Source organism: Salinibacter ruber DSM 13855 (genome assembly GCF_000013045.1).
Lineage (GTDB): Bacteria > Bacteroidota > Rhodothermia > Rhodothermales > Salinibacteraceae > Salinibacter > Salinibacter ruber.
The window spans coordinates 274,630-292,760 of sequence record NC_007677.1; the positions used below are offsets into that span (position 1 = coordinate 274,630).

The window sequence follows — 18,131 nt, forward strand, 5'->3', positions numbered from 1 at the left end:
GCGTATGTATCTGACTCGCAAACTCAAATTAGGCAGGACAGATCAGCTTGATGCCTTAGCGCGTCGAGCGGGTAATCTGTGGTCTACCGTAACGAAGTGGCACTGGCGCTTCGTTGACCGTCAAGGCTACTGGCTCTCGAAGGGACAGGCCCAGAAGATGTACTGCAAAGGCTTCGACGGGCTGCATAGCCAATCTGCTCAAGCAGTGGCAGATAGCTTCTACGACAGCCTCCAGAGTTGGCGCAAGAAGCAAAAGAGCGGCACCTATGAGGGGCTACGCCCGCCCTACAAGCAGAAGCGGCATTTCAAGGTGCAGTGGAAGTCCTCCGCGATTAAGCTCCGGGACGACGGTGTGCTCCGCCTTTCCAATGGGCGAGGGAACGATCCGGTGCTTATTGACTGGCCTTCCGACATGAAGCCGAAAAGAGTCGAGATTGGCTGGGACGGCGACCAGTATGAGCTTCGTTGCCAGTATAAGGTCGAAGAAGACGAGGAGCCGAAGGGCACCAAGACCGCTGGGATCGACATCGGTGAGATTCATCTAGCTGCCGTTTATACCGGAGATGAATCTTGGACTGTCAACGGTAGAGAGCTTCGGAGCTTGCGACGACAGCAGAACCACGCCCAAGCACGCCTCGACTCGGAGATTGACCGGAAAGAGTACGGAAGCAGAAGATGGAAACGACTGGTCCGCGCTAAGGACCAACAGCTTGAAAAGATTCGGAATCAGATCAAGGATCTCCTGCACAAGCAGTCTACGCGACTGATAAAGACGCTCCACGAGAGACGCGTCGGAACGGTTGTAGTGGGTAACTTGACAGGAATCCGCGAAGGTCTAGACTACGGAGCGAAGGCGAACCAGCGGCTTCATCAGTGGGCCTATAGCGAGTTCGTCCAGATGCTTGAGTACAAGGCGCGACTGCACGGAATGACCGTGGAGCGTGTCGGTGAAGCCTACACAAGTCAAGAATGCCCCTCCTGCGGAAATAGGCATAAACCACACGGCAGAGATTATATCTGCGGGTGCGGATTTGAGGGTCATCGAGACATCGTAGGTGCATCCAATATCCGACAGAAGTATCTCGGGCAGGACAAGCCGAAAGGTTCTCCTCTCCGAGTAGCTGGCGAGATGGCTTCGCCCACCGGAGTGCGGTATCGTCCGCACATGCGAACCGAGCCGACAGGCTCTGATCCGCAACGGTGTAACCCGGCGAGTTCGCGTAAGACCTCTTCCGAGAGGCAGGAATGCAGACCCGTGGGATAAGGGCAGAGAAGCCCGTGAAGAATCCTCCGGCTTTAGCCGGGGGAGAAGTCAAGGGGCGCCGTTACGACGCGGTCGTGTCGCTTACGACCCCACCCCTCCTGCCGGTGGCCATGGCCGTGGCGCGCCTGCTCCGCGGCCAATCGTACGGCATCTGGTCGATGGACCTGCACCCGGAGGCCGAGACCGCTGTGGGGATGATCGACGGTGAGGGGCCGCTTGGACGCCTCCTCTACGCCCTTACCGACTGGAGCTATCGCCGGGCGGCCTTCACTGTCGACCTGGGGCCGCATATGAAAGAGCGCATTCGGGCGAAGGGCGTCCTCGACGAGCGGCTCCACACGATCCCCGTCTGGAACAAGAAGGAGGAGGTCTTCCCAATCTCGGACGACGAAAACCCGCTCGTGGAGGAGGTGGGAATCCACGACAAGTTTGTCGTCATGTACTCAGGCAATGCCGGGCTTGGGGTGTTGAAGAAGGGGAGAAACGCTGGTGATACAGCTTCGTCCATGAAATTTACGTCACCGAACATCGAGAAATACTGGTTATGCCTGAGACTCGCGTCCCCGTTGAGGAACTCCAGTCCCGGCTTGGGGACTGGCTCCGCCGCGTCGAGGAGGGAGAGCCCATAGTGATTACGCGAAAGGGACGGGACGTGGCTCAGATCAAGGCAGTCAAGGAGGTCGCGAGGGAGGACTCACTCCCGTCTTTAGAAGAGTCGCGCGCCTCCGTTACAGTGAGCGGGGAGGATCTCAGTGAAACAGTTCGACAACAGCGCTGGGAGCATCGCGACCGAGTGCTTTCAGAGTGCGCTGGGAGCATCGCGACCGAGTGCTTTCAGAGTGCGCTGGGAGCATCGCGACCGAGTGCTTTCAGAGTGCGCTGGGAGCATCGCGACCGAGTGCTTTCAGAGTGCGCTGGGAACGCAGCGAAACCCTGCAGCCGGAGTACTCACGGGACGGCGCCGCACTGCCCCTGCGCAACCTGTCCCCGATCAGTGTTGTTAATATGCCATCTCCACTGTCCCGAAAAATAGCCCTGTCGCCATGCCCACCCTTTCTCCCGACGTCGGTGCGCACCTGCTGAAGGCGACGCGCTCGCGGGACCTCGACGAGGCGTTCGAAAACGTCCTCTCGGAATACTTGGAGATGAAGATTGCCGCCCTCCAGGAGACCACAGACCGCCTGGAGGAGAAATGGGAAATGGAGTTCTCCACCTTCAAGCGGCGCCTGGCCGAGGACGACCTGTCGGACGATGCGCACTCCCATGATGTCGAGCAGGACTTTTGGGAGTGGGAGGAGGCCGAAACCCTGAAGGCCCACTACCAAACGGTGCAGGCCGAATGGATGTAGCATCCGTTTCCCGCCGTAGCACAGCCCCTTTCTCACCGACGCGGAAGCAAAAATGTCGCTGCATCAACGAATTGATTGGACTGACAGCATCTGTGGGAGGGGAACCTCGCGTTGCCGGCCATCGCATCACCGTCCAGGACATTGCCGTCTGGCACGAGCGGATGGGGTGGAGCGTTGGTGAGATCGCAAGTGAGTACGACCTGTCCCTCGCCGCTGTGCACGCGGCCAGTGCCTACTACTTTGCGTATGGGGAGCGCATCGACCGGTCGATTGAGGAGGGTGGGGCACTCGTCGAGAAGATGAAAGAGCAGATGTCGTCGACAGGGGCCGAACCACTTGACAAACAACCTGAGTGACCCGATCTGCTTTTCCCTTGACGAGCATATTCCTTCAGCAGTGGCCGAAGGATTGCGTCATCGCGGGGTGGAGGTCATGATGCTCGACGAGGCAGAAATTCTGGGCGCAGCCCGGTGACTACTTCTTCCCTCCGGTCAGGGTGCACGCGACACAGAGCATCTCGAATTTGCACGCAAGGAGGGCTACGTTGTCGTTGCCCACGACGACGATTTTCTTCATTTTGTGGCCGAGAGGCACTCGCATTCGGGCCTTGTGTATGTGCCCCGTGAGCGGGGCCATCGGAGAAATGGCCGCAGTCTCCGACGCCTTGCGGAGGTGTTCGCGGAGGAGAGGAAGCGGGGCCTACTTCGGAGAAGTCCGCTCCAAGAGCACTTCTTCACTTCGTTCAGGGCGCTTCGACGGTGCTCAGAACGACTTGCCAAGGGTGTTGAGATCGCGTGTTCAGCTAGCACATTCAGGCTTGACGCAGCGCTGGCGGCGCAGTGAGAAACCAGGCATTGCCCCAGTGGTACGTCAATATTGAGAAATCATGACGTACAATATGGCGTAACATTCCAGTTAACCCATGAAGTCCAAGCTGACCCTGCGCATGAACGAAGACGTCAAGGAACGGGCCAAAGAGGTCGCCCGGGAGCGGGGCACGTCCCTGTCGGCGCTCGTGGAGGACTACTTCCGGCTGCTGAGTGGCGAGGGGTCTTCCGACGAAGGTGACGGGTCGCCCGAAGATGGCGAGTCGCCCGAGGATGGCGAGTCAGCTCCCGCTCTCACCCCCCGGCTGAAGGAGGTCCACGAGCACATCGGGTCTCCGCCCCCGGAGGCCCCCTTCGATGAACCGAGAGGCGATCTCACCGAGGACGAACGGCAGTTGGTGAAGGCGGCCTCGGAAAAGCACGCGTAGACGCCGCTTCGTTCTTGTTCTCGACGATTCGCCTCCCCTACGGTGTCATGCGAATTCTCTTCGACACCAATATTCTGATCGACGCTGCGGTAAAACCCCGCGAGCATCACGACACGGCCAACCGGCTTCTGGCTTCCGCCGAGCGGGGAGGGGTGGAGGGCCTCGTGGCGCCTGCGTCCATCACGACCTGCTGGTACGTCTCGACGTCCACCCACGGCGTCGACCCGCGCCCCCTCTTCGAGTATCTGTCGACCGTACTTGACCTTGCCCGGATGAACTGGCCTGCGTTGTCGGAGGCCCTGGAAGCGCCGGTGGAGGCCGACTTTGAGGATGAGTACATCGCTGCTGCCGGGGCGCAGGCCGGGGCCGAGGTCGTCGTAACCCGGAATGCAGCTGATTTTCGGGACGGTCCGCTCACGGCCTACCGTCCAGAGGAAGTGATCGAGGCTCTCGGATGAGAAGCATCTCCACGTGAGTAGCTGCAGCATTGGGCAGAGCGCGGTGGGCTGAGCAAGCAGCCTGTGTGCAGCAGCCTGTGTGCAGCAGCCTGTGTGCAGCAGCCTGCTCGCAATGCGCGGGCCAAAGCCGACACATGCCCTGGAGGGCAAGCCTGGAGCTGCGTCGCCGCCTGGCGTGGCCCCTCGTCCGCGCCCAGTTTGCGTGGCATGGGGTTGACTGGGGCAGGCGTTGGAAGATCTTCGGACGGCCGATCATCCAGCGGCACTGCGGCCGCCGCATCGCCTTGGGCGACGGCCTCACGCTTCGCTCCTGGCCCCGCTCGACCCCCCTGCGCCCACCGCGCCGGCAGTGCCCTCCACCCGCCGCTCGGGTGTCGTTCCTGAGCTTGGAGAAGACTGTGGCTTCACGAGGACCACGCTCGTGGCGGCCGACCGCATTACGATCGGCGACCGCGTGCTCGTGGGCGGGAATGCCTCCATCGTCGACTTCGACTTTCACCCGCAGACGCCCGAGGGCCGGGCCGAGGCCATCAACGCTGGGGCCGCCGCGCCCATCGTGATCGCGGACGACGTGTTTGATGGATACGCTCGTCATGAAGGGGGGCATTGGTGAGGGAGCCGTGGTGGGGGCGGGGAGCGTGGTGACGCAGGATGTGCCCCCGCGCACCGCGAAAAGATGCGCGCTGTCTTCTCCTGCGTGAGATCAGCATTCCCCGTTCCGGTCCCTGTGTTCTGCGAGTGCGACGCCGTAGCGCCTTTGTCGAGTGAGGAGGTTCGTTCAGGAGAGAACGACTACGTCGTCGGCGCGTGCATACTTTTGTCTTACGAATCGTCATACAAGTGCAAAATCAAGCATGCGCATCACGGTTCGGGTGCCCGACGATCTCGGCGACACCGTCAAGTCTACGACCGAGAATGTCTCAGCGTACGTGACCGAAGCCCTCCGCGAAAAGATTGCCCGGGACCGCCGCCGGGAAGCCCGCCAGAACATCCTCGATGGAATCCGCGACTACGAGGGGCCAGGGGCCGAGGGGGGAGCTGAGGAGCAGTTGCACGAAGAGCGGAGAGAAAGCGATCGGGCCCGTTCATGATTGGACTCGACACGGGCTACTTTTTCCGGCTCGCTGAGAAGACCGGACAGTCGATCGAGCTCCTCCACACGGCAACGGAGGAGGAGCGGGACGTGGTCGTCTGTACAATTGCCATCTACGAGCTTCTCCGCCACCGTATGCGGGGCAGTCTGGATGCCGCCGTCGTCGACCTTGTGCTCGGCAACCGAGCGGCCTTCCGCTGGGTAGGAACGGAGACATACGAGGTGCTCCGCCGAGCCGCTGGTATTTCCCACGGCATGGGGCTACACATGGCGGATGCGCTCATTGCGGCGGCCTGCGAGACGCGGGGCACGGAGACGTTTTACACGCGTAACGTCTCTGATTTCGAAAAGTACGAGGGGCCGATGGAAGTCGTCTCCCTGGACTGAGCCGATTCCTCACGTCGCAGGGCGGCGGTGCCCGTGGCACCGAAACGTGTTCCTGCTCACCGGCGGAGGATATTAACGCCAGGGCCGCCGCGCCTATAGTATTGGGTAGAGCCCGAGAAGGGCCTGAACCTATCGGTTCATAGACTCCCGGACTTGTGGAGCTGTCGCTCCGAGAGAGCCGGGTAAGACCTGAATGGGCGATGTGTCATCGCCAGTGTACCCGCGGGCACCGCTCGTTGAACAACACGATCTCCCGCCAAGCGACAGCTGAACTAGCCAGGGGAGTGTCAACGAGCGTCCAGTCGATTTGCAAACGCCTGATGGGCCTCGCCGCCGATTTGGGCCTGCACACACGAGAGCACGGATGACAGGTCCGCGTCGAGGAGGGCGCCTACGTCCAGGACGAGACCAGGAAACACGCGGCTTGCGACGTGCCCGTTCTCGTCGGGCGATAGCGAAATATAGGCCCCCTCCTCCAGCACGAACCAGTCGACCCGTTCCTCCTCGATCTGCCACACGACGTACTCCTGCACCCCGTTACGGCGGTAGGCCCGCTTCTTATCGTGCAGGTCGTAGGCCGCACTGCTGTGGGCAACCTCCACGATCAGCTCTGGTGGGCCCTCCACGTAGTCGTCTTCGCTGATGCGCGACTGGCCGCCGCACGCCTCCTCGATTCGGAGCAACGCGTCCGGCTGTGGTTCGGTGTCGAGGTCAAGGCGGACGGTTGTATTGTCGTATGAACTGACCCCTGGAGTCGCGGCATCGTAGGTGAGGAGCCAGCCCATAATTACGCTATGAGGACGACCATGGTTGTTGGCGTGGACAGGAGAGGGCATGTAGACGGTGCCTTCGATGAGCTCAGCCTTCTTGACGTGCGGCATCGCCTCGTACCGGCGCTCGAACTTGTCGCGCGTGAGGCGATCGCCGTTCGCCAGAGCCGGAACAGGCGGAGAGGAGGTGGAGGACATACGAGACTCTATTGATTTGTGTAGAACCATTGAAAGAATGACAGTAGAAAAGGGATGATCCGGAAGGAAACGCGGTGGGAATGACTTGCTCCCATCTGCTGGAGTGGAAGTAGTCCCCGGGCTTGCACGTGGCGGATGCACTCATCGCGGCAGCCTGCGAGACGCGAGGCCCGGAGGCGTTTCGTGCGCGCAGTGCTTTTGATTTCGAAAAGTACGAGTGATTTCGAAAAGTACGAGGGGCCGATGGAGGTCGTCTTCCTGGACTGATCCGATTCCTCACGTCGCAGGGCGGCGGGGCCCGTGGCACCGAAACGTGTTCCTGCTCACCAGCGGAGGATATTAACGCCGGGGCCGCTGCCCCTATCGTCATCGAGAACGACGTGTTCGTGGAGATGGAGGCCCTCATCCTGAAGGGCGTCACCATTGGGCCTGAAGGGCGTCACCATTGGGGAAGGGGCGGTGGTGGGGGCCGGCAGCGTGGTGACGCAGGACGTGCCGCGTCGCGCCGTGGTGGCGGGCAACCCCGCGACCGTCGTCCGCGAGCTGTGAGTCGCCACTGGGCCGATTTGGCAGGTGAGCGACCGAGCGGAGGGCGACGATGCTTGGAGTCGGGCACGGGCTCGGCAACCGCAGGATCCTCGCCGACCCAGGCCGCGCCGACGCCCGCGACCGCATCAACAGCCGGGTCAAGTACCGCGAGGAGTTTCGCCTGTTTGCACCGTCGATTTTAGAGGAGGCGGTGGACGCATGCGTCGACGGCTACGACACGTCCGGACCGAACAACGTGGGGGCCGCGCCCCGACCGGAGGGAGGAAGTAGTCTCCGGGCTGCGCCCGATCCGTTCATGCAGCAGGTGTATCCGGTGCGGGAGGAGAAACGTGACGAGATTCCCGCCATGACGCACGTGGACGGCACTGGGCAGCTCCAGGCCGTCGGAAAAGACCGCAATCCGGTATACCACGCGCTCATTTCCACCTTCGCCGAAAGGATGGGGACGCCGGTGGTGCTCAGCACCAGCTTCAACGAAAACGAGCCGATCGTCGAATCCCCCGAGCAGGCCCTCGACGGCTTCTTCCGCACGGCGACAAGCGCGGTGGTCGTCGAAAACACGCTGGTCATGCGGCAGCCGGCGGAGGCCGTCGCGGCGGGCGCCCCCTCGGACTGAGGCGGCGGGTATGGAGGGGACGATGGGGACAACCAGCTCCGGGTCCGGTTCGGTCGCGCCGTTCCTGGATCCCCGAGTTGCGCCCGCTCCGCGGCGGGGCCTCGGTCGTGGCCCCTCGTCCCAACGCGCAGCGCCAGGGATCGCCCTCCCGTCCCTGGAGGCGCACCTGCGGGACGCACGCGACGGGGGGCGGCGGGACGCCGTAGTCGGAGTTCTCGCAGAACGGCGCCGCTCTTGTCAGAAGAGAACGTGCGCTCCTCGTTCCACGTTCATGTGTATCCGCGTTCATGTGCATCCATGTTCTCCCCACAGTTCTCCGATGAATGCATGCACGCACAGGAATTGAGCGACGAAGAGTTTGCCCGGCGAGGAAATGAGATCTTCGAGAAGGATGTGTTACCACACATCGACGATCCGGAGGCAAAAGCACGCCACTTTGTCGTTATTGACATTGAAACCGGAAAGTACGAAGTGAGCGAGGGTCCGATCCGGGCACGGGACGCCACACAACGTCTGTTGGAGCGCTGTCCCGAGGCGAAGGGGCGGATCTGGACGCGACGTGTCGGCTCCCCGGTAGCCCACCGTCTTGGTGGCCGCTTTCTGCCCGCAGAAGAAGATACACCATGAAGATCGGGACGATCGACGCAAACGGCAAAGCCCTCGTGCCACTCACCGTGGAAAGGCTTGGCTCAGAGGGGAAACGGCGCGAGGTCACAGCCCTTCTGGATACGGTGTTCAGTGGGTTTCTCGCGCTTCCTCCCGAATTGATCGATGTGCTGGGTTCAGAGCAACTTAGCCGGGAGCAGTATATGACGGCGAGCGGTGCACTGCATTTTACAGTATTGAGTAGAGCACGAGAAGAGCACTCTAAAAGCACTCGCTTTGCAGCGCAGTAAAGGTCTCGCGCTTTATGGAGCTGCCGCTCCTGGGGACATATGAACCTGTCGGTTCTGAACCTGTCGGTTCGGGGACTCTTCTCGTTGAGCGTAGCGAAACACTCCCGACACTGATAATTGTCTGTAATGTCTTGCGAGACAAGCGGCAATGCGGAGGCAACCCCTCCCGACCGCGCCCGGAGCAGTTGCTTCGGCAGGGCACCTCGAAGGAGGTGCCCTGCCAAAGCCTCCAGACAGCGAACAAGAAGTATCTCGGGGCAACCCGAGTAGCTGGCATCATGGCACTGCCCGCAAAGTGAAAGCCGCTTTGTGTAATCCGGTGAGAAGTCAACCTCTGCCGGAGCGAAAGCTCCATTAAGTTGCTTCGTTGACCCGTGAGAGGGCGAGCAGAACCGCCCAAGAATCTCCCGGCTTTAGCCGGGGGAGTGTCAAATTCGATCCTGAGGTGATGGCTGGGCGGGCCTGCATCCGAGACACCCGCGTACCCGTATCGCTCCTCGTCAACCTAGTGGCGAATGGGATGACAGGATGACACCCGCCGAAATCGTAGAGGCCTATCTCTACCTTGAGCGGGAGGACGTGCAGCAGGCCCTTCAGTACGCCGCGTGGCTCATGGAAGAGAAGGTAGACGCCGACGCATGACGTTTTTGGCCGACATGAGCATCTCTCCCCAAACGGTGGGGTGACTGGGGGGGCACAGAATCAAGTGCAGGGACCAACGAGAGGGACCGACCGCCATGCCGAGTCTTTCTCCCGATGTCGGGGCGCATCTTCTGAAAGCGACGCGCTCGCAGGATCTCGACGAGGCGTTCGAAAAGTCCTGTAGGAATATCTCGAGCTGAAGATTGCCGCTCTGCAAGAGACCACAGACCGCCTGGAGGAAAAATGGGGAATGGAGTTCTCCACCATCAAGCAGCGCCTGGCGGACGACGATCTGCCGGACGATGCGTACTCGTACGACGTTGAGCAGGACTTTTGGGAATGGGAGGACGCGGAACGCCTGAAGGACCATTACCGGCAGGTGCAGGGGAATCGGCGATCATGATGATTCTCATGCCTCTACGTCGAGCGCTGGCGTTTAGAGATTGCTCTTCGAACCGATAGAGGGCAACTGGCATTGAACCAGAGGCCATTGTTGAAAACCGTCTTCCAAATGCAACCGCGCCATGGACACGATTCAACGTTTTACATCTTCCCGGGCCGTCGTGTCCCTCCCTGTGGCCCTGCTCCACGCTCGTGAACGGCGAATTACGGTGGAGGAGTACCACGCGATGGGAGAGGCCGGCATCTTCTCAGAGGACGACCGAATCGAATTGATCGACGGCCATCTCGTTGCGATGCCTCCCATCGGTCCCGCGCACAGCCACAGCGTCAACGACCTCGCGGATCTGTTCAATCAGCGCCTGTATTCCTTTGACCGCCCTCCGGCCCGGGTCAGCGTCCAGAATCCGATTCACCTGGGTGAGTACGGCGAGCCACAGCCCGATCTCGTCCTGTACGATCCCGACGTGCCGCGGGATCGTCACATTCAGCCGGGCGATACGTTTCTCGTGGTGGAAGTGGCCGAGAGCAGCGTTGAGTACGATCGAGATGTCAAATCCGAGCTGTACGGCCGGGCTGGAATTCCGGAGTACTGGGTGGTGGACCTGGTACGCGAGACCGTCGTGGGTTTTCGCCGGCCTGAGGGAGAGGGATATGCAGAACGGATTCGTTATTCGCGGGGCGACGAATTGACCGTGATGACGCCTCACGACCTCGAGCCCCTTCCAGTCGCCGACGTGCTGGGAGCGCAGTGATCACGCGGAGTTTCTGGAGATCCTCCTCACAGATGACTCTCCAGGCGGTCCAACTCATACCGTCTGCCCCGAACGATTGTATAGGTCTTCGGTGATCATTGGGATCAGCAAATTCGCTGGAATACGCCTCATACCTCGTTCTAGGGACGACCGGGGGCCGAGCGGAACGAGGTCATGCTTCCTCAGTGCCGGTCGTCCTTGCGTGAGCGTAACGGAGCGGACATATACATCGAAACCTCGCATTTGGTATCAGAAGGACGCGGTCGATGCCAGATGCTCCCGTTTCCATTCCGGCAGGCCTCCGGCCTATCGGGACGGTGCCCTTTCTTTCGTCTGCGTGAGCGAGTAGGGTTCTGCCAATGGGCGATGTCCCCTGGTCCCGTCCCGTCAAAGCGAACGGGATCGACCTGTTGGACACGTTCTCTGGGCGCGGTTCTCAGCCCCAGAGTCCTGTGAGAACGAGTTCCTTCGTTCCGCGTTCGTGCGCGTTCATGTTCTGTAGTTTGACTTCTCCCCTCGATGAATCGAGGGGATTCTTCCTCACGGAAAAGACTTTCTGTTTCGATGGACCAGCTTCGATCATTTACATGCTCAAAAGCAGAGGTAGACCGAAGTCTTAGGTGTCCTCCGCAGACATTAGCACCATACGCAGAAATTTCTGCGCGGTGTGCTCCCGTCAGCCCGACGGTACAGATTCTCAAAAGCAAATTGTGTCACCCTTGGTTATCGGTATGACATCAGACTGCATCGTCGGGCAACTAATTTGTTCCGTTAAGGCTGACGAGAGAGTCCCCGAACCGACAGGTTCATATCTCCCGGATAAATCCGGGAGTTTTACTGCTCTCTCGCGCTCACTCAATACTATAACCCAAGTTGCGACCTATAGGAGCGCATCGATGCTGCAGGCAAGCACAAACAGAAACACCTTCAGCTCGAAACCGCGATCTGTGACCGCATGAATTGACTTCGGGGGCAGGCGGGAAAGCCCGCTGAACCCTGCCAGAGATTTTCTTGCGATAAACCTGCTGAACGTATTCGACATAGGCTGGAACGGATCGAGTCGAGTTCTTCTTCCGATGCGGAAGGAGCCCGGTGCTGCAGGCATCAGCCAGCAGGTCTTCTGTGAAGTACTCGCCCGACGCCTTGTCGCCATAGAGGACCGATCCTTCTGGAAGATCAACTAAAACGACGCGCCAAGGAGCACCGCCGAAGTCTAAACCAGGGGGTGCTCCGGGTGCTCGAAGAAGAGGTGGCGGGATCCTCGGAATCTGACCGACAGGCTGTACGTCGGGCCTGCCGTGAGGAGCAAGAGCGGACCCCCTCGTGGGCCATCACCACCCGTGAGATGAAGCGCATGATGCGGGAGGGCCTGGCGTGATTGTCGTCGACGCCATGATTTTGGCGTATGCACTGGTTGGGGTGCCGGAACACACCCCCGCGGTCAACCGGCTGCTGGACCTCGATCTGGCGTGGGCGGGTCCTCCGCTGTGGCGGAACGAGCTTCGGAACGTGCTGCTCCAGTACATCTGGGTTCCCGAAACAGATCGCCCCGGAGACGCGGTGACGCTCGGCGATGCACAGCGAAAGATGCATCTTGCCGAGACGTTGATCGGAGAGCGCACGTTCGGGGTCGAGTCGGACGCCGTACTGGACATCGCGCAGACCACGGGTCTTTCGGCGTACGACGGGGAGTACGTGGCTCTGGCACAGGAGGTGGACGTCCCGCTCGTTACCACCGACGGTGCGATCCTACAGGCGGTGCCCGACGTAGCGGTGCGTCCGGACGACATTACAGTATTGAGTAGAGCACGAGAAGAGCACTCTAAAAGCACTCGCTCCGCAGCGCAGTAAAGGTCCCGCGCTTTACGGAGCTGTCGCTTCTGGGGACATATGAACCTGTCGGTTCGGGGACTCTTCTCGCAGGTCCGAAGAGATCAATCCAGCGTATGTATCTGACTCGCAAACTCAAATTAGGCAGGACAGATCAGCTTGATGCCCTGGCGCGTCGAGCGGGTGATCTGTGGTCGACTGTGGCGAAGTGGCACTGGCGTTTTGTGGATCGCCAAGGCTACTGGCTCTCGAAGGGACAGTCCCAGACGATGCACTGCAAGGGCTATGAGGGTCTACATAGTCAATCTGCTCAAGCCGTCGCTGACAGCTTCTACGACAGCCTACAATCATGGCGCAAAAAACGAGACAGTGGCAACTATGAAGGTTTACGTCCACCCTACAAACAGAAGCGCTATTTCAAGATCCAGTGGAAGTCCTCTGCGATTAAGCTACGTGACGACGGTGTGCTGCGCCTCTCCAATGGGCGTGGCAACGACCCGGCGTTGATTAACTGGCCTTCGGGCCAAGAACCGAAACGAGTCGAGATTGGATGGGACGGCGATCGGTACGAGCTTCGGTGCCAGCAGAAGGTCGAAGAAGACGGGGAGCCGAAGGGCTCTAAGACGGCTGGCATCGACGTAGGGGAGATCCATCTTGCGGCTGTCTACACGGAAGATGAGTCTTGGACCGTCAACGGCAGAGAACTTCGGAGTCTTCGTCGTCAACAGAACCGTACGAAGAAGAAGCTGGATTCGAAGATCGACCAGAAAGAGTACGGAAGTAGGAAATGGAAACGATTGGCCAGAGCCAAGGACCGACAGTTGAGAAAAACCCGCAACCAGATCAAGGATCTCCTCCACAAGCAATCCACGCGGCTGCTAAAGACTCTCCACGAAAGACGAGTCGGAACAGTTGTAGTGGGCGACTTGACAGGAATCCGAGAAAGCATCGGCTACGGATCGAAGGCGAACCAGAAGCTCCACCAGTGGGCCTACGGCGAGTTCGCCAGAATGATCGAGTACAAGGCGCGACTTTGCGGAATGACCGTCGAGCGTGTCGGTGAAGCCTACACAAGTCAAGAATGTCCCTCCTGCGGAAACAGGCATAAACCACACGGCAGAGAGTACATCTGCGGCTGTGGGTTCGAGGGACACCGAGATCTCGTAGGTGCAGCCAATATCCGACAGAAGTATCTCGGGCAGGATGAACCGGAAGGTTCTCCTCTCCGAGTAGCTGGCGAAGGACCTAAACGGTCCGTCATGGCTTCGCCCACTGGTGTGCGGTATCGACCGCACATGCGGTGTAACCCGGCGACCGTTGGTAAGACCTCTACAGAGCCGAAAGGCTCTTGTGGGCAGGCGGGCAGACCCGTGGGATCAGGGCAGAGAAGCCCGCAGGAGAATCTCCCGGCTTTAGCCGGAGGAGAAGTCAAAGCGTCTGAGACGTAATGCGCCCTGAAGCCTCTTTCCACGGGACAGGGAGGGACAAAAGAATAACGCCCTCGGTGTTTGTCAGATCGGTATGGGTGGTTCCTCGCGTTCGGCTTGGCGGAAGATGCGCAACATGCCCTGGACGGCGAGCCTGGAGCTGCGCCGCCGCCTGGCGTGGCCCCTCGTCCGCGCCCATTTTGCGTGGCGTGGGGTTGACTGGGGCAGGCGGTGGAAGCTCTTCGGACGGCCGATCATCCAGCGGCACTGCGGCCGCCGCATCGCCCTGGGCAACGGCCTCACGCTTCGCTCCTAGCCCCGCTCGACCCCCCTGCGCCCACCGCGCCGGTGGTCCTATCCACCCGCCGCTCGGGCGCCGTCCTTGAGGTGGGCGAGGACTGTGGCTTTACGGGCACCACGCTCGTGGCGGCCGACCGCATTACGATCGGCTACCGCGTGCTCGTGGGTGGGAATGCCTCCATCGTCGACTTTGACTTTCACCCACTGACGCCCGAGGGCCGCGCCGAGGCCATCAACGCTGGGGCCGCCGCGCACATCCTGATCGGGGATGACGTGTTCGTGGGCACAGGCGCGCTTGTCTTGAAGAGCGTGACCATCGGCGATGGGGCCGTCGTCGGTGCGGTCAGCGTCGTGACGCAGGACGTGCCGCCGTGGACTGTTGTGGGGGGAATCCTGCGACGGTGATGCGAGAGCTGTAATCGGATGTTAAAGAATGTAGACAGTAGCACCTGGGTGAATTCGCTTCAATCAAGGTAGCAGAACGCCCCGATCCGTTTTCCCGGTGGAGGAAGAGGGCATCCTGGGGGCTTGACGGAACAGGATGGACAGTGGGGAACCGCAGGTATGCCGTCGTACGGCTTGCGAGGAAGAACCCGTTTACCTGCGCCGCCGTTCAACTGGTCCCTTGACTAACTTCTCCCCCGGCTAAAGCGCTGGGAATTCTCTCTTGCAAGATAGACTTTCTGTTTATGCGAAGGCATACCTTCGCTAGCGGACCAGCTTCAGTCATTTGCATGCTCAAAAGCAGAGCTAGACCGAAGTCTTGCGTGTCCTCCGCAGACATTGGAGGCAAAGCCTCTCCCGTCAGCCCGACGGTACAAATGCTCGAAAAACATGCCATGCTTTGGCTATCGGTATGACACTACATTGCAGCATTGAGCAAGCAAACCGTTCTGCTGAAGCGTGCGAGAGAGTCTCCGAACCGACAGGTTCATATCTCCCAAGGAGCGACAGCTCCATAAACAGCGACAGCTCCATGAAGCCGGGAGTTTTCTCAAAGAGTACCCCTTCGGTGCAACTGCTCTCTCGCGCTCACTCAGTACTATAACGCATTCTCAGCTATGCCGACCACTGCCACGCCGGCGAAGGAGCACCAGGAGCGATGGAACGAGATCACCGCTGACCCTCTGCTCCGCAAGCTCCCCTACAAAGTGGAGACCAACCATAGAGGCCAGATCGTCTTGAGCCCGCACAAAAACCGCCACACGTTTCAACAGAAGGCCATTCAGAAGACGCTCGATGACCTCCTTTCCGGGGGGGAGGCGTTTCAGGAGCTGGCAATTGCTACGAGCGGGGGCACGAAGCAGGCGGATGTGGTTTGGGCGTCGAGCAGTCGGATCGCCGAGATGAAAGAGACCGGTGATCCGACGACCCTCGCTCCGGAGATCTGCGTCGAGGTGATGTCCGAATCCAACGACTGGGAGGAGATGGAGGAAAAGGCCGATCTCTACCGGAAGGCCGGTGCCGAAGAGGTCTGGATTGTCGACGGGGAGGAAAAGGTCCACTTCATTGCGGAGGAAGAGATGGAGAGATCAGAGATCGCGCCGGGCTTCCCACGTTCGGTTTGACATTTCTCCGGCTGCCCACAGAACTCTAGGAATCCATGAAGCGTCGTATCGGCGAATCCATTCCGCGGCCCATGACGGCCGACCCAATTGAAGGAGAAGCTTCTCATGATGGATGAAATGAACCGCTTTGTCTAGCTACCGGACACTTTTGCTAAAGTCGGTTTAAAACAGAGAAGGCCGCCCATCTTTCGGCACTCGGCTGTAAGTTGTAGAAGCATGCAACCCAACAACTTATCAGCCAAAGCCACCGACGACAGACGGCCTCCGCATACAACGCAGGATGCACCAGACGCTTTGCCAACACCTCCCGGAGGAGCTGAGCAAGCCCCAGCGCCGCAACCTTAGCTGGGTGATCACCGGCTTGCATCAGGCCGGGCATGTGCACTTCTCGAAGGTGGCCTCCGAGCGCTTCGGCTCGGCCACCTTGGAGAGCAAGACCAGGCAGGTTCGGCGGTTTTTCTCCAACGAACATGTAGACCCGCAGTGCTGCTACAAGCCGGTCGCGGAGCTTCTTTTGAAGCAGGCCATTACTTCTGGCAGCCCGATTCGCGTGCTTGTCGACACTCCCCAAGCTTTCCGGCGAGCGGCAGGCAGGGATGGGGGCGCTGGCCCACAGGCGGCGGGCCTTGCCTGTATGCTGGCAGGTGCGGCGCCGAACGGGCGTAAGCGACGCTGAGCAGCAACGGGGCCCGCCCCAGGCGCTCTCCAAGCGAATTGACGACGCCTGCGATGGGGCCTGCGATGATGTCCCCGAAGTCATTGTCATCGGAGACGGTGCCTTCCACTCTACCGATCTGATGAGTTACAGTATTGAGTAGAGCGCGAGAAGAGCACTCCAAAAGCACTCTAAAAGCACTCGCTCCGCAGCGCAGTAAAGGTCCCGCGCTTTATGGAGCTGTCGCTTTTATGGAGCTGTCGCTCCTGGGGACATATGAACCTGTCGGTTCTGAACCTGTCGGTTCTGAACCTGTCGGTTCTGAACCTGTCGGTTCGGGGACTCTTCTCGCCCAGCGCAGTGAGACAAAATGCTATGTATCTGACTCGCAAGCTCAAATTGGGCAGGACCGATCAGCTTGACCGCCTTGCGCGGCGGGCGGGTCATCTCTGGTCGACTGTGGCGAAGTTGCATTGGCGATTCGTTGACCGTCAGGGCTACTGGCTCTCGAAAGGGCAAGCCCAGAAGATGTACTGCAAGGGCTTCGACGGGCTGCACAGCCAGTCGGCTCAGGCAATAGCGGACAGCTTCTACGACAGCCTCCAGAGTTTGCGCAAGAAACGAGACAACGGCAGCTATGAGGGCTTGCGCCCGCCCTACAAGCAGAAGCGCTACTTCAAGGTCCAGTGGAAGTCCTCTGCGATTAAGCTACGTGACGACGGTGTGCTGCGTCTTTCCAACGGACGCGGCACCGACCCGGTGCTAATCGACTGGCCTGTGGGCAAAGAACCGAAACGAGCCGAGATCGGCTGGGACGGCAGCCAGCATGAGCTTCGGTGCCAGTACAAAGTCGAAGAGAACGAAGAGCCGAAGGGACAGAAAAAAGCAGGCGTAGACCTCGGAGAACGGCACCTTGCGACCGTATATGTCGAGAACGGAGAGAACATCAGTGTTCGCGGCGGACGGCTTCGTTCGCTCCGCAGGCAACACAACCGAATGTTGAGCACCCTGAGGTCGAAGATCGACCGGAAAGAGAAAGGAAGCAGGCGTTGGAAGCGGCTCATCCGAGCCAAGAACCGTCAACTACAGAAGATTCGCAATCGGATTGAGGACTTTCTGCACAAAACCGCGACGCGACTCGTCAATACCCTCCACGAGAGACGGGTAGGATCAGTTGTAGTCGGCGACCTCACGGGAATCCGCGAGCGGATCTCCTACGGCAGCCGGATGAATCAACGCCTGCACCAATGGGCATACTCGAAGTTTGAGCACATGCTCACCTACAAGGCCCAGCTTCGCGGATAGGCCGCCCAAGCGGGCCTCGGAAGCCTACACGTCTCAGACATGCCCAGATTGCGAGCACAAACACAAACCGAATGGCAGAGACTTCGACTGCCCACAGTGCTCGTTTGAGGCACACCGGGACGTGGTAGGCGCACGAAATATCCTGAACGAGAGGTATCCTGGGGACGAACCGACAGGTTCTACCCAGGTAGCTGGCGAAGGACCTAAACGGTCCGTCATGGCTTCGCCCACTGGCATTCGGTATCGACCGAATATGCAGTGTAACCCGGCGACCGCTAGTAAGACCTCTGCAGAGCCGAAAGGCTCTTGTAGGCAGGCGGGCAGACCCGTGGGATAAGGGCAGAGAAGCCCGCAGGAGAATCTCCCGGCTTCAGCCGGGGGAGAAGTCAAATCTCTCAACTTTTCCTTCGCCTCA

25 protein-coding genes and 4 pseudogenes are annotated in these 18,131 nt (G+C 60.0%); 27 read left to right on the forward strand and 2 right to left on the reverse strand.

All coding sequences use genetic code 11. The features are described 5' to 3' along the window. Positions 1-4: 4 nt before the first annotated feature. From SRU_RS01070 to SRU_RS01120, 11 genes and pseudogenes are all read left to right on the forward strand, one after another. Complete coding sequence (locus SRU_RS01070) at positions 5-1,264, forward strand: RNA-guided endonuclease InsQ/TnpB family protein (protein WP_011402984.1); 1,260 nt, start codon at positions 5-7, stop codon at positions 1,262-1,264. After that, on the forward strand, positions 1,246-1,893 hold the full coding sequence (locus SRU_RS15330) for a glycosyltransferase (protein WP_011402985.1): 648 nt from the start codon (positions 1,246-1,248) through the stop codon (positions 1,891-1,893). The genes SRU_RS01070 and SRU_RS15330 overlap by 19 nt, the downstream gene beginning before the upstream one ends. Beyond that, complete coding sequence (locus SRU_RS15890) at positions 1,809-2,297, forward strand: type II toxin-antitoxin system Phd/YefM family antitoxin (RefSeq protein WP_164923431.1); 489 nt, start codon at positions 1,809-1,811, stop codon at positions 2,295-2,297. The genes SRU_RS15330 and SRU_RS15890 overlap by 85 nt, the downstream gene beginning before the upstream one ends. A 10-nt stretch (positions 2,298-2,307) precedes the next feature. Next, a complete protein-coding gene (locus SRU_RS01085) occupies positions 2,308-2,613 on the forward strand; it encodes a hypothetical protein (RefSeq protein ID WP_011402987.1) in 306 nt (101 codons plus the stop codon). A 92-nt stretch (positions 2,614-2,705) separates the two neighbouring features. Next, complete coding sequence (locus tag SRU_RS01090) at positions 2,706-2,969, forward strand: DUF433 domain-containing protein (RefSeq protein ID WP_202795386.1); 264 nt, start codon at positions 2,706-2,708, stop codon at positions 2,967-2,969. 148 nt (positions 2,970-3,117) lie between these two features. Next, positions 3,118-3,456 (forward strand): annotated as a pseudogene (locus tag SRU_RS15780) (DUF5615 family PIN-like protein); the annotation flags it as partial. A gap of 79 nt (positions 3,457-3,535) precedes the next feature. Next, positions 3,536-3,868 (forward strand): DUF6364 family protein, encoded by a 333-nt coding sequence (locus tag SRU_RS01100; protein ID WP_011402990.1) that lies wholly within the window; start codon positions 3,536-3,538, stop codon positions 3,866-3,868. A gap of 47 nt (positions 3,869-3,915) precedes the next feature. Continuing rightward, complete coding sequence (locus SRU_RS01105) at positions 3,916-4,326, forward strand: type II toxin-antitoxin system VapC family toxin (RefSeq protein ID WP_112902815.1); 411 nt, start codon at positions 3,916-3,918, stop codon at positions 4,324-4,326. 349 nt (positions 4,327-4,675) lie between these two features. Further along, on the forward strand, positions 4,676-4,939 hold the full coding sequence (locus tag SRU_RS15265) for a hypothetical protein (RefSeq protein WP_202795387.1): 264 nt from the start codon (positions 4,676-4,678) through the stop codon (positions 4,937-4,939). A gap of 241 nt (positions 4,940-5,180) precedes the next feature. Next, complete coding sequence (locus tag SRU_RS01115) at positions 5,181-5,417, forward strand: type II toxin-antitoxin system CcdA family antitoxin (protein WP_112902817.1); 237 nt, start codon at positions 5,181-5,183, stop codon at positions 5,415-5,417. Then, the gene (locus tag SRU_RS01120) at positions 5,414-5,806 is read left to right on the forward strand and encodes a type II toxin-antitoxin system VapC family toxin (protein WP_011402994.1); all 393 of its coding nucleotides are present in this window, start codon (positions 5,414-5,416) and stop codon (positions 5,804-5,806) included. The genes SRU_RS01115 and SRU_RS01120 overlap by 4 nt, the downstream gene beginning before the upstream one ends. A gap of 287 nt (positions 5,807-6,093) precedes the next feature. On the opposite strand, the gene SRU_RS01125 is transcribed toward SRU_RS01120, so the two are convergent. Continuing rightward, positions 6,094-6,774, reverse strand: coding sequence for a Uma2 family endonuclease (locus tag SRU_RS01125; RefSeq protein WP_112902819.1), 681 nt, complete (start codon positions 6,772-6,774; stop codon positions 6,094-6,096). A gap of 429 nt (positions 6,775-7,203) precedes the next feature. On the opposite strand from SRU_RS01125, the pseudogene SRU_RS01130 reads away from it, so the two are divergent. The 8 genes and pseudogenes from SRU_RS01130 to SRU_RS01155 all read left to right on the forward strand — a co-directional run. After that, positions 7,204-7,323: pseudogene (locus tag SRU_RS01130) on the forward strand (maltose acetyltransferase); the annotation flags it as partial. A gap of 49 nt (positions 7,324-7,372) precedes the next feature. Further along, positions 7,373-7,939, forward strand: a complete 567-nt coding sequence (locus SRU_RS01135) for a carbamoyltransferase C-terminal domain-containing protein (RefSeq protein WP_011402997.1) — start codon at positions 7,373-7,375, stop codon at positions 7,937-7,939. A gap of 327 nt (positions 7,940-8,266) precedes the next feature. Beyond that, positions 8,267-8,566, forward strand: a complete 300-nt coding sequence (locus tag SRU_RS01140) for a hypothetical protein (RefSeq protein WP_112905118.1) — start codon at positions 8,267-8,269, stop codon at positions 8,564-8,566. Next, positions 8,563-8,835, forward strand: coding sequence for a hypothetical protein (locus tag SRU_RS01145; protein ID WP_112902821.1), 273 nt, complete (start codon positions 8,563-8,565; stop codon positions 8,833-8,835). Before SRU_RS01140 ends, SRU_RS01145 begins: the two co-directional genes overlap by 4 nt. A 448-nt stretch (positions 8,836-9,283) precedes the next feature. Continuing rightward, positions 9,284-9,367 (forward strand): DUF433 domain-containing protein, encoded by an 84-nt coding sequence (locus tag SRU_RS15785; RefSeq protein ID WP_251942112.1) that lies wholly within the window; start codon positions 9,284-9,286, stop codon positions 9,365-9,367. Further along, positions 9,364-9,477 (forward strand): DUF433 domain-containing protein, encoded by a 114-nt coding sequence (locus SRU_RS15660; protein WP_011402998.1) that lies wholly within the window; start codon positions 9,364-9,366, stop codon positions 9,475-9,477. Before SRU_RS15785 ends, SRU_RS15660 begins: the two co-directional genes overlap by 4 nt. 250 nt (positions 9,478-9,727) lie before the next feature. Continuing rightward, positions 9,728-9,880 carry a hypothetical protein gene (locus SRU_RS15180; protein WP_011402999.1) on the forward strand — a complete coding sequence of 51 codons (153 nt, stop codon included), beginning with the start codon at positions 9,728-9,730 and terminating at the stop codon, positions 9,878-9,880. A 121-nt stretch (positions 9,881-10,001) separates the two neighbouring features. Then, positions 10,002-10,631: a Uma2 family endonuclease gene (locus tag SRU_RS01155; RefSeq protein ID WP_112902823.1), complete on the forward strand. Its 630-nt coding sequence runs from the start codon at positions 10,002-10,004 to the stop codon at positions 10,629-10,631. Between the two features lie 880 nt (positions 10,632-11,511). On the opposite strand, the pseudogene SRU_RS15895 reads toward SRU_RS01155, so the two are convergent. Further along, positions 11,512-11,809: pseudogene (locus tag SRU_RS15895) on the reverse strand (IS982 family transposase); the annotation flags it as partial. A 214-nt stretch (positions 11,810-12,023) separates the two neighbouring features. On the opposite strand from SRU_RS15895, the gene SRU_RS01160 reads away from it, so the two are divergent. From SRU_RS01160 to SRU_RS15790, 8 genes and pseudogenes are all read left to right on the forward strand, one after another. Further along, positions 12,024-12,482, forward strand: coding sequence for a type II toxin-antitoxin system VapC family toxin (locus tag SRU_RS01160; protein WP_011403002.1), 459 nt, complete (start codon positions 12,024-12,026; stop codon positions 12,480-12,482). Between the two features lie 95 nt (positions 12,483-12,577). Then, the gene (locus SRU_RS01165) at positions 12,578-13,909 is read left to right on the forward strand and encodes an RNA-guided endonuclease InsQ/TnpB family protein (RefSeq protein ID WP_011403003.1); all 1,332 of its coding nucleotides are present in this window, start codon (positions 12,578-12,580) and stop codon (positions 13,907-13,909) included. Positions 13,910-14,015: 106 nt separating this feature from the next. Further along, positions 14,016-14,204, forward strand: coding sequence for a hypothetical protein (locus tag SRU_RS15335; protein ID WP_112902825.1), 189 nt, complete (start codon positions 14,016-14,018; stop codon positions 14,202-14,204). A gap of 239 nt (positions 14,205-14,443) precedes the next feature. Beyond that, a pseudogene (locus SRU_RS15900) lies at positions 14,444-14,578 on the forward strand (DapH/DapD/GlmU-related protein); the annotation flags it as partial. A gap of 671 nt (positions 14,579-15,249) precedes the next feature. Further along, the gene (locus tag SRU_RS01180) at positions 15,250-15,756 is read left to right on the forward strand and encodes a Uma2 family endonuclease (protein WP_011403005.1); all 507 of its coding nucleotides are present in this window, start codon (positions 15,250-15,252) and stop codon (positions 15,754-15,756) included. A 280-nt stretch (positions 15,757-16,036) separates the two neighbouring features. Then, a complete protein-coding gene (locus SRU_RS01185; RefSeq protein ID WP_112902829.1) occupies positions 16,037-16,432 on the forward strand; it encodes a hypothetical protein in 396 nt (131 codons plus the stop codon). Positions 16,433-16,645: 213 nt separating this feature from the next. Beyond that, entirely contained in the window at positions 16,646-17,716 is a 1,071-nt protein-coding gene (locus SRU_RS01190) for an RNA-guided endonuclease InsQ/TnpB family protein (RefSeq protein ID WP_237701823.1), read from the forward strand. Then, positions 17,676-18,053, forward strand: a complete 378-nt coding sequence (locus tag SRU_RS15790; protein ID WP_237701824.1) for a transposase — start codon at positions 17,676-17,678, stop codon at positions 18,051-18,053. Before SRU_RS01190 ends, SRU_RS15790 begins: the two co-directional genes overlap by 41 nt. The last annotated feature ends 78 nt before the right edge of the window (positions 18,054-18,131 follow it).

What these genes read in the sequence shown, in the direction of transcription:
- SRU_RS01070 (WP_011402984.1), top strand. Translation starts at nt 5, where the DNA reads ATGTATCTGACTCGCAAACTCAAATTAGGCAGGACAGATCAGCTTGAT.
- SRU_RS15330 (WP_011402985.1), top strand. Translation starts at nt 1,246, where the DNA reads ATGCAGACCCGTGGGATAAGGGCAGAGAAGCCCGTGAAGAATCCTCCG.
- SRU_RS15890 (WP_164923431.1), top strand. Translation starts at nt 1,809, where the DNA reads ATGCCTGAGACTCGCGTCCCCGTTGAGGAACTCCAGTCCCGGCTTGGG.
- SRU_RS01085 (WP_011402987.1), top strand. Translation starts at nt 2,308, where the DNA reads ATGCCCACCCTTTCTCCCGACGTCGGTGCGCACCTGCTGAAGGCGACG.
- SRU_RS01100 (WP_011402990.1), top strand. Translation starts at nt 3,536, where the DNA reads ATGAAGTCCAAGCTGACCCTGCGCATGAACGAAGACGTCAAGGAACGG.
- SRU_RS01105 (WP_112902815.1), top strand. Translation starts at nt 3,916, where the DNA reads ATGCGAATTCTCTTCGACACCAATATTCTGATCGACGCTGCGGTAAAA.
- SRU_RS01115 (WP_112902817.1), top strand. Translation starts at nt 5,181, where the DNA reads ATGCGCATCACGGTTCGGGTGCCCGACGATCTCGGCGACACCGTCAAG.
- SRU_RS01120 (WP_011402994.1), top strand. Translation starts at nt 5,414, where the DNA reads ATGATTGGACTCGACACGGGCTACTTTTTCCGGCTCGCTGAGAAGACC.
- SRU_RS01125 (WP_112902819.1), bottom strand. Translation starts at nt 6,774, where the DNA reads ATGTCCTCCACCTCCTCTCCGCCTGTTCCGGCTCTGGCGAACGGCGAT.
- SRU_RS01135 (WP_011402997.1), top strand. Translation starts at nt 7,373, where the DNA reads ATGCTTGGAGTCGGGCACGGGCTCGGCAACCGCAGGATCCTCGCCGAC.
- SRU_RS01140 (WP_112905118.1), top strand. Translation starts at nt 8,267, where the DNA reads ATGCACGCACAGGAATTGAGCGACGAAGAGTTTGCCCGGCGAGGAAAT.
- SRU_RS01145 (WP_112902821.1), top strand. Translation starts at nt 8,563, where the DNA reads ATGAAGATCGGGACGATCGACGCAAACGGCAAAGCCCTCGTGCCACTC.
- SRU_RS15785 (WP_251942112.1), top strand. Translation starts at nt 9,284, where the DNA reads ATGGCTGGGCGGGCCTGCATCCGAGACACCCGCGTACCCGTATCGCTC.
- SRU_RS15660 (WP_011402998.1), top strand. Translation starts at nt 9,364, where the DNA reads ATGACACCCGCCGAAATCGTAGAGGCCTATCTCTACCTTGAGCGGGAG.
- SRU_RS15180 (WP_011402999.1), top strand. Translation starts at nt 9,728, where the DNA reads ATGGAGTTCTCCACCATCAAGCAGCGCCTGGCGGACGACGATCTGCCG.
- SRU_RS01155 (WP_112902823.1), top strand. Translation starts at nt 10,002, where the DNA reads ATGGACACGATTCAACGTTTTACATCTTCCCGGGCCGTCGTGTCCCTC.
- SRU_RS01160 (WP_011403002.1), top strand. Translation starts at nt 12,024, where the DNA reads ATGATTTTGGCGTATGCACTGGTTGGGGTGCCGGAACACACCCCCGCG.
- SRU_RS01165 (WP_011403003.1), top strand. Translation starts at nt 12,578, where the DNA reads ATGTATCTGACTCGCAAACTCAAATTAGGCAGGACAGATCAGCTTGAT.
- SRU_RS15335 (WP_112902825.1), top strand. Translation starts at nt 14,016, where the DNA reads ATGCGCAACATGCCCTGGACGGCGAGCCTGGAGCTGCGCCGCCGCCTG.
- SRU_RS01180 (WP_011403005.1), top strand. Translation starts at nt 15,250, where the DNA reads ATGCCGACCACTGCCACGCCGGCGAAGGAGCACCAGGAGCGATGGAAC.
- SRU_RS01185 (WP_112902829.1), top strand. Translation starts at nt 16,037, where the DNA reads ATGCACCAGACGCTTTGCCAACACCTCCCGGAGGAGCTGAGCAAGCCC.
- SRU_RS01190 (WP_237701823.1), top strand. Translation starts at nt 16,646, where the DNA reads ATGGAGCTGTCGCTTTTATGGAGCTGTCGCTCCTGGGGACATATGAAC.